Origin of the sequence: Microcystis sp. M113S1 (assembly GCF_020246945.1) — a bacterium.
Lineage (GTDB): Bacteria > Cyanobacteriota > Cyanobacteriia > Cyanobacteriales > Microcystaceae > Microcystis.
In genome coordinates this window covers 1-8,137 of record NZ_JADBSA010000128.1, presented here as the reverse complement: position 1 = coordinate 8,137, position 8,137 = coordinate 1, and the positions used below count along the sequence as shown (strand labels likewise).

Sequence of the window (8,137 nt, the reverse complement as noted above, 5' to 3'; positions counted from 1 at the left end):
TTTTGTGGAAGCCTTGGAAGCTTTTCGGACAGCGATGTCTTTCCGTTTCTTTGAGTGGCTGACCGAGAATCGGGATGTGTTTGCCGCTTACAAAGCCAGTTTAGGCTTTGTTTGGGCTTGAAATTTGTTTAAGTCCCACTATGCCTTTTAAACAGGATTTAGTATTAAGCTAAGACGTATTTAAACCGCTTATTCTTAGATTAGCCGAATCTCCCCCCCTCTTTAGGGTCGTTTCATTCTCTCAAATGTCATTATCTCAAATCCTTATCTGCCAACGTTTTAAGTCGATTTCTCGGAATAAATAGCTGAAAATTTTTAAAAACGTCGTGCTTTGCTTACCGCATAAGCGATTAAAGGTAGCAAAAAAAAGAATTAGATTCGGAGAATGAAACAGCCCTACTAGGGTTGGGGGGTGTTGCCCTTTGCCTCTTGCATGAGTGCAAGAGTGCCTCGTCTGGCCCAAGCAATTTAAATTACGAACAGCTTATAAGACGTTTTTGAACCACCAAAAATTAATTATGCAAGAGGTTTAATAAATAAAAGGGCATCAGCAAATGATACCCTGTGGCTGAATATTTAAGTAGTTACAGATTTGATCATAAGGATGAAGTATGCTCTTGTGTGCGCTCGTCTCCTGACTCGGAGAATTCTGACTCCCGAAAACGAAAACTTTATACTTCATCATTAAGATAAACCCCCTTCTTAGGCGGTGGGTTTTTTCATACTACCTAGTTCTCGAATGCCTAACCAACCGATCAAACTATAGCAAATCGATAGCAACATACTTTGAATACCAATTCTTAACCACTGTTTCAAAGCCTCTAAGTTAGCTTGGCTTTCTGCCTGTTTTCGCCGCTCTTGCAGCTGAGTTTGTAGCTGATTTTTGATCTCATCTAATCGCTGTTTAAACTCCTTCGGTTTTTTGGATAAATCCCGTAAATTAGTTAATTGTTCTCTTTGTTGACGTAGGGTCTGTAACTGTTCCGTGTTGATCGGTTGTCCTTGGAAACGACCAGTTTCAATTACTTGATTTCTCTGAGAGATCTCCTGTTCTAATAGTTGGGGATTTTGCGATAGAGTATTTAACTGGGCTAAGAAAGCTTGAATTTGTCCCTCCCCTTGATCAACACCCTGTTCAATTTGAGTCAAAGCGTTGTTTTTAATCTGGTTGATATTATTGATATGAACAGGAATCATCAACAGAAAAACTAAACCCAACAGTGTGGAAAGAATAAAAATCGGCCAACGCAATTCAAAGCGGGATTTTCTAGGAATGACATCTTTTTTATTGTTAGAGTCAATCCAGTAAGCGATTAAAACGATAACGATACCCAGGAGAGGAACAATTCCTCGATCGACAAAGGTGGTGACGAACCCTACCTGCCATTGGGATTGACTGAATCGATAGGGCAGCGGCAGGATAAACCCATCCAAAAGGAAGGAAATAATGAAAACCAATCCCGTTAATTTCAGGGACAAAGAAGTAAAACTGTTCATCGCTGTTTCTGTAATGGTATGTCAATGAATAGATTCATTAGTCTGTTTAAAAGTTCTCGCTGGGGGTTCCCAGAAGGATTTTGCCGAGAGGCACTCTGACAAACTGCAATTTCTAATTAACTCTTGCTCGACCTCCTGCCCAACACTATGGTTAAATTGTTCTGCTTGTCAACCCCTTTCGAGAATCGACTCTAGAAATATTACCTCAATATGGTATCGGTAAACTTAATCCCTTTCAAAGAATAAAATTTTCCCAAGCTCTCAGATGAGTCCTGAATGGTTAGCCTATAGTAAAGACAGCCCCCTGAGTTGATAACAAAACCCATGCAGAAATTGGTGGAAGTTTTAGCTGATAAACAAGCTCTGATCGCAAAATCTCTGGCGCTGGTTCTGGAAAAAATCACAACCAGCCTCGACCAACAGGACTATTTTACGATCGCTCTGTCCGGCGGTAGTACCCCGAAACCTCTCTACGAGGCTTTATCCTCTCAACCCCTCGACTGGTCAAAAATTCACGTTTTCTGGGGAGATGAGCGCTACGTTAGTCCCAAGCATCCTGACAGTAATCAACGCATGGCCCGGTTAGCATGGCTCGATCGCATACCGATCCCGGCCGCTAATATTCATCCTATGCCCACGGATGACCCCGATCCCCAGCTGGCCGCCCAAAAATACGATGATCATCTCCGCCAATGGTTTGGGGTCAATTCTCCCGATTTTCCCGTTTTTGACCTGATTTTATTGGGAATGGGCGATGATGGTCACACCGCCTCTCTCTTTCCCCACACGGCAGCTTTAACGGTGAGCGATCGCTGTATCACCGTCGGCGAGAAAGACGGCAATCCCCGCTTAACTTTTACCGTTCCCCTGATCAATCAGGCCCGTTGTGTGATCTTTATCGCTGCCGGCGAAAGTAAACGCCCCGCTCTACATGAGATTTTCTCTGCCTATGGTGACTCTTTCTCCTATCCTTCTCGTCTCATCCACCCCCCGGCCGGGGAATTATATTGGTTACTCGATGCGGCCGCTGGTTCCTCTTTTGTCTAGAGAATAGGGGAATGGGGAAATGGGGGAATGAGGAAATGGGGGAATTTCAACTAAAACCCTAACACCCCAACACCCCAACACCATAAAACCCCAAAACCCTAACACCCTAAAACCGAACCCCTAATCTGCTTTTTAACTTTTTCCTTTTTCCTTAAACAATGATCGTTTGTCCTAATTGCGAACATACTAACCCCGATGAGGCCAGTCAATGCGAGGCCTGTTACACTCCCCTGCCGCGGATGTCTTCCTGTCCTAGTTGTGGGGCAACCATCCAAACTGATGCCACCTTTTGCGGTCAGTGTGGCTACAATTTACAGCCTAATTCCCTTGCCATGGTGGCAGCCGAGGCCGAGGCCGAACCGGAACCGGAACCGGAACCGGAACCCGTCCCACCAGTCCCTACACCCACCGTCGCCTCGATCGCACCTCCTCCTGTTGCTCCTCCACCAGTTCCGGCTGCCACCCGCTTACAGACGGAAATAGCTAGTCTGCAGCACCTGCAAACCGATAGCAAAATTGAATTACCCCTACATCTATCGGTAATTCATATCGGCAAACCTAACGATCGCATTCCCCCCGATATCGATGTTTCCGGTTTTCCCGATTCTGATATCGTCTCCCGGGTTCATGCCGATATCCGCGTCGAAGCGGGCATCTATTACCTCGAAGACAGCGGCAGCGCTAACGGAACCTACGTTAATCACAACCCCCTACCCCCCGGCAATCGTCATCGTCTCCGGGCTGGCGATCGCATTTCCCTCGGTAAAGGGGACAAAATGACTTTTATTTTCCAAATGTCCTAAAAGGGGACAGGTGTTAGGGGTTAGGGGTTAGGGGTTAGGGTTTTAGTTGAATTTCCCCATTTCCCCATTTCCCCATTTCCCCATTTCCCCACTTCCCCACTGAAAATTATGCGTACAAATTGGCGAATCGGCTCTTTATTGGGCATTCCTATCTATATTGATTCCTCGTGGTTTTTGATTCTGGCTTTTGTCACCCTGCTCAATGCCACTGATGCAGAAATTCAGTCTCTGGCCGCCCAGAGTTCTGTTTTAGCGTGGTTACTTGGTTTAATCATGGCTTTATTGCTGTTTATCTCGGTTTTACTCCACGAATTAGGTCATAGTTTCATGGCTCGTTCCCAAGGCATCCAGGTCAATTCCATTACCCTGTTTCTCTTTGGAGGTATGGCCTCGATCGATCGAGAATCTCGGACTCCTCCCCAGGCCCTGCAAGTAGCGATCGCTGGACCCCTCGTCAGTTTTCTCCTGTTTTGTCTCTTATCCCTAGCCAGTCACTTACCCTATTTAAACGCTAATTTAACCTATATATGCGGGCATTTAGCGATAATTAACCTGTTTTTGGCTCTATTTAATCTTATCCCCGGTTTACCCCTCGATGGGGGTCAAATTTTCAAAGCAATCGTCTGGCAAGCAACTGGCGATCGCTGGAAAGGTTTACATTGGGCTGCGATCAGTGGTCAATTAATCGGTTGGTTGGGGATTATTTTGGGGATTTTCTTGGTTCTCTTGACGGCAGCTGTGGGGGGTGCTTGGTTAGGATTAATAGGCTGGTTTATCCTCAGAAATGCCCGCGCCTACGATAATTTGACTAATTTACAGCAAAGTCTCCTCAATTTCACAGCGGGAGAGGTGATGAGCAGAAATTGGCGGGTTTTAAACGCCCATCAAACCCTAGAGGAATTCGCCCAAGAATACGTTTTAGACCAAGCAGCCGCCAATACTGCTTATTTTGCTGCGTCCGAGGGACGTTATCGGGGATTAATTCGGGTGGAAGATTTACAGGCGATCGAGCGGAGTTTCTGGTCAGAAAAACAACTGCTTGATATTGCCCATCCCCTCGCAGAAATTCCCAATGTTGAGGAAAAAACCCCCTTAGTGACGGTGGTGCAGAAATTGGAAACCATCCCGGACCGAATGATCACGGTGTTAACACCAGCCTCCGCCGTAGCGGGAGTGATCGATCGCGCCGATATCCTCAAGGCAATTGCGATTAAATACCAACTTCCCCTAGAGGAAACGGATATTAAACGCGCTCGCGAGGGAGTTTATCCCAGTTATTTGCCCTTAAATGTCATTGCTGCCGCTCTTGACAAGAGTGAACCGCCAAAAATCGGCGAACCGTCCTTAATGTCCTGACGTAGAGAGGATGGACGATAATAATCTTGAATATGGCTAATCCGAAAATTTCCTCCCTGGTTAACCTGCCACAATTTCCCCGTTTCCACATCTAAACAACTTAACCAGCCTTTACCGTAGGCCCAAGTATCGATACAAATGGCATGGCCGAGATTAATCGGTTTACCGCTTTTTTGGCTGGTATGACCACAAATCATGGTTTTTCCCGAACTATGGGCGGCTGGATCTTGAAATTTCTCCCAAAAGAGTTTGTATTCTGGTTGTCTGGCCAGGGGTAGATGGGGATCGAGACCAGCGTGAACAAATAAATGATTTGCAGTTTCGTAGCTATTTATACAGACTTTTCCTAAAAAATCCCAGTGAGATTCAGGAATTTTAATCAGGTGGCCTTCGCTATAGGATTTTAGCGTGGCTTTACCGCCTTTTTCTAACCAGAGACGCTGTTTGAGGGGGTTATGACGGGCTTGCAGCATAATAATCTCGTGATTACCTTTGAGGGGAATCAAATTTCCCTGTTTATGTAGGGAAATCAAGCGATCGATCACCCCTTTCGAGTCTCTGCCCTTATTAACGTAATCACCGAGGGTGATTAAAGTATCTTGCGGTTTGGGATTGACGATCTCTAGCAAGTGATCTAGAGCTTTCGAGCAACCATGAATATCGCCGATCGCTAAGGTTCGCATGAGGATTTGGTAGGGGACTAGGGCATAGGTAGGGTCTGCGGCAAAAAGTTTTTCGTGGGGGCAGGGTGTGGGGTGTAGGGTGTAGGGTGTAGGGTTTTACCGATTTTGAGGTAGTCAGTTACCTAATTTTCAGGGAAAAAGTCCCGGAATTTTACCCCCGATCACTCCAATGGTCGGCACTTTTTGAGGGAAAAAAAGTCTAAAAGCCTTATCCAACAAAGTTTTTAGATTTATTCAGCCAGCCCTAGGTACAGGTAAAAGTATTAAAGAAATCTGTTCACGACAAACAGCGATTATCGGTGATCTTGCTTAGGGTAACAAAAAGGCTTACAGTAAAATGTACCATAAATTATCAAATCTACTAAATTAATTAAGCTGTGCCGAAAGTTGTTATTGCAGGTAACTGGAAAATGTACAAAACCCAAAGAGAAGCTTTGGAGTTTTTGCAAGATTTTAAATCCCATCTAGAGGAAACCCCCGACGACCGAGAAGTAGTTCTTTGCGCGCCTTTCACCGCTTTAGCTGTCCTCTCTAAAACCCTCCACGGTGGTCGTATCCGTCTGGGGGCGCAAAATGTCCACTGGGAAAAATCGGGGGCTTATACGGGCGAAATCTCGGCGGATATGTTAACCGAAATTGGGGTTCACTATGTGGTTATCGGTCACAGTGAACGCCGGCAATATTTCGGCGAAACCGATGAAACCGTCAATTTAAGGGTTATATCTGCCCAAAAACAAGGTTTAATCCCGATTATCTGTGTGGGAGAAAGTAAAGCCCAAAGAGATGCCGGAGAAACAGAAAAGGTAATTATCAAGCAAATTCAAGCAGGTTTAGTCAATGTTGACCAAAAAAACCTCGTTATCGCCTACGAACCCATCTGGGCGATTGGCACGGGGGAAACCTGCGAAAGCGAGGAAGCGAACCGCGTTATCGGTTTGATTCGGCAACAATTAGATAATCCCGAAGTAACCATTCAGTACGGTGGTTCGGTAAAACCCGATAATATCGATGAAATTATGGCTCAATCGCAGATAAACGGGGCTTTAGTCGGTGGGGCGAGTCTAGACCCCGCCGTATTCGCCCGCATTGTTAATTATCGCTAATTGATTTCTGCTGCCATGACGCTATTTTCCAAAACCCCGATGCCTTCTATTTCCACCCGAACCTTATCCCCCACCTGCATCGCTCCGATTCCTTCGGGAGTTCCCGTTAAAATCACATCCCCCGGCAGCAGGGTCATCACTTGGGAGATATAAGCCACCAAGACATCGGGGGGAAAAACCATATCACTGAGATAACTGCTTTGTTTGGGTTCGCTGCCATCATTGAGAAAAGTGGTTAATTGGGCCCCGATACTCAATTCCCGGACAATCCAAGGGCCGAGGGGACAAAAACTGTCAAATCCTTTCGCCCGCGTCCATTGGCTATCTTTTTTCTGTAAATCCCTAGCGGTGACATCGTTAGCAATGGTATAACCCCAGATTTTGCTTCTGGCCTGGGCTGTGGTGCAGTTTTTGGCGGTTTCTCCGATAATTAATGCCAATTCTCCCTCATAATCCACTCTTTGGGATTGGGGCGGATAAAAAATCGGTTCACCATCGGCAATAATTGTCGTCGGTGGCTTGAGAAATAAAAGCGGTTCTTCTGGTACAGGTGTTCCCATCTCGGCGGCGTGGGCGCGGTAATTTTTGCCCACGGCAATAATTTTCGACGGGAAACAGGGGGCTAATAGTTGGTAGCTATCAGATTCTAATTCTAGTTTGGTTAGTTGCCCTCCTTGCCAGGGAGGGGCATCAAAGACGGCAACGCTACGGTTTAGCTGTAACAGTCCGTAGAAGATTTGTCCTTGACGATGTTTCACTCGTACATAGCGTTGCGCCATATTTTTCTGGGAATGACTAGCGATCGACTCTCGGATAGTAGTATGATCATATATCCTTGCTTCTTTATTAAAAGCTAGAGAGTTATGAAAATCAATTAACTCCTGGCCTTGACAAAGAAGCCTTCTAGTCCATAAGGATTCTGAGATGAGCAATAACTACGAAACTCTTTACATTCTCCGTCCCGATTTAGGGGAAGAAGTCGTTCAGCAACAAGTGGAACGTTATCGGACTCTGATTGGCGAACACAGCGCCACAGACATTCAAGTTAAGGTGTGGGGTAAAAAACGTCTGGCCTATCCCATCAAAAAACTCAATGATGGTGTCTATGTGCAGATGAATTATCAGGCAACCGGCAAACAAGTCGCCCCCATGGAACGGGCCATGCGTTTAAGTGATGAGGTTATTCGTTATTTAACCCTAAAACTCGATCGCGTGGTGGCCCCCCCTGCCGATTTATCTCCCTTAACGGAAATTCCGCCCTCTCCTATCACCGAAGCGGTGGTGGAAGATGACGGTATCTCCGCTGAAGATTAATTATAGTCACAACTCGGTCGGATCAATGCCCAATTCCCGTAATCGGGCAAAAGCGCGATCGCGTTCTTGTTGTGCTTGGTCGCGTTCCTCAAAGAGGGTTTCAGGGTCTTTAAATCGTTCCCCATTGGGATAAAAGACCTCTAAACCCTCTTCAAACATCTCAAAGCGAATGCCTAGGATTGGGGAAGTCCAGGGAAAATTCAAGGCCGTTACCGGGAAAAAATCCTCTTGCTGATTGGCCCGCACCAATCCCCAGAAATCATGGGAGTCTGGGTCATAGAAAAACATTTCTAATACCCCATGCTCCCGATAGAAAGACTGCTTTTTGAGCATT

At 45.9% G+C, this 8,137-nt stretch carries 8 protein-coding genes and 1 pseudogene; 5 read left to right on the top strand and 4 right to left on the bottom strand.

All coding sequences use genetic code 11. From position 1 onward, the window contains the following. Positions 1-702: 702 nt before the first annotated feature. Complete coding sequence (locus IM319_RS06545; RefSeq protein ID WP_287735060.1) at positions 703-1,497, bottom strand: HpsJ family protein; 795 nt, start codon at positions 1,495-1,497, stop codon at positions 703-705. A gap of 324 nt (positions 1,498-1,821) precedes the next feature. Between IM319_RS06545 and pgl the strand changes: the two genes are divergently transcribed. From pgl to IM319_RS06530, 3 genes are all read left to right on the top strand, one after another. After that, complete coding sequence (gene pgl, locus IM319_RS06540; protein WP_286824700.1) at positions 1,822-2,544, top strand: 6-phosphogluconolactonase; 723 nt, start codon at positions 1,822-1,824, stop codon at positions 2,542-2,544. Between the two features lie 158 nt (positions 2,545-2,702). Next, the gene (locus tag IM319_RS06535; protein WP_287735059.1) at positions 2,703-3,347 is read left to right on the top strand and encodes an FHA domain-containing protein; all 645 of its coding nucleotides are present in this window, start codon (positions 2,703-2,705) and stop codon (positions 3,345-3,347) included. Positions 3,348-3,455: 108 nt separating this feature from the next. Beyond that, positions 3,456-4,703 (top strand): site-2 protease family protein, encoded by a 1,248-nt coding sequence (locus tag IM319_RS06530; protein WP_287735058.1) that lies wholly within the window; start codon positions 3,456-3,458, stop codon positions 4,701-4,703. Here IM319_RS06530 and IM319_RS06525 read toward each other — a convergent pair. Next, positions 4,622-5,386, bottom strand: a complete 765-nt coding sequence (locus IM319_RS06525; RefSeq protein ID WP_287674396.1) for a metallophosphoesterase family protein — start codon at positions 5,384-5,386, stop codon at positions 4,622-4,624. The two genes, IM319_RS06530 and IM319_RS06525, sit on opposite strands and share 82 nt — an antisense overlap. A 377-nt stretch (positions 5,387-5,763) precedes the next feature. Between IM319_RS06525 and tpiA the strand changes: the two genes are divergently transcribed. After that, positions 5,764-6,489, top strand: a complete 726-nt coding sequence (gene tpiA / locus IM319_RS06520) for a triose-phosphate isomerase (RefSeq protein ID WP_286824696.1) — start codon at positions 5,764-5,766, stop codon at positions 6,487-6,489. Here the strand turns inward: tpiA and IM319_RS06515 are convergent. Beyond that, the gene (locus IM319_RS06515) at positions 6,486-7,268 is read right to left on the bottom strand and encodes a fumarylacetoacetate hydrolase family protein (RefSeq protein WP_287685754.1); all 783 of its coding nucleotides are present in this window, start codon (positions 7,266-7,268) and stop codon (positions 6,486-6,488) included. The two genes, tpiA and IM319_RS06515, sit on opposite strands and share 4 nt — an antisense overlap. Before the next feature lie 145 nt (positions 7,269-7,413). Here IM319_RS06515 and rpsF point away from each other — a divergent pair, with 145 nt between their 5' ends. Beyond that, on the top strand, positions 7,414-7,803 hold the full coding sequence (rpsF, locus tag IM319_RS06510; RefSeq protein WP_287735057.1) for a 30S ribosomal protein S6: 390 nt from the start codon (positions 7,414-7,416) through the stop codon (positions 7,801-7,803). A gap of 6 nt (positions 7,804-7,809) precedes the next feature. Here rpsF and IM319_RS06505 read toward each other — a convergent pair. Further along, positions 7,810-8,137 (bottom strand): annotated as a pseudogene (locus tag IM319_RS06505) (Uma2 family endonuclease); the annotation flags it as partial.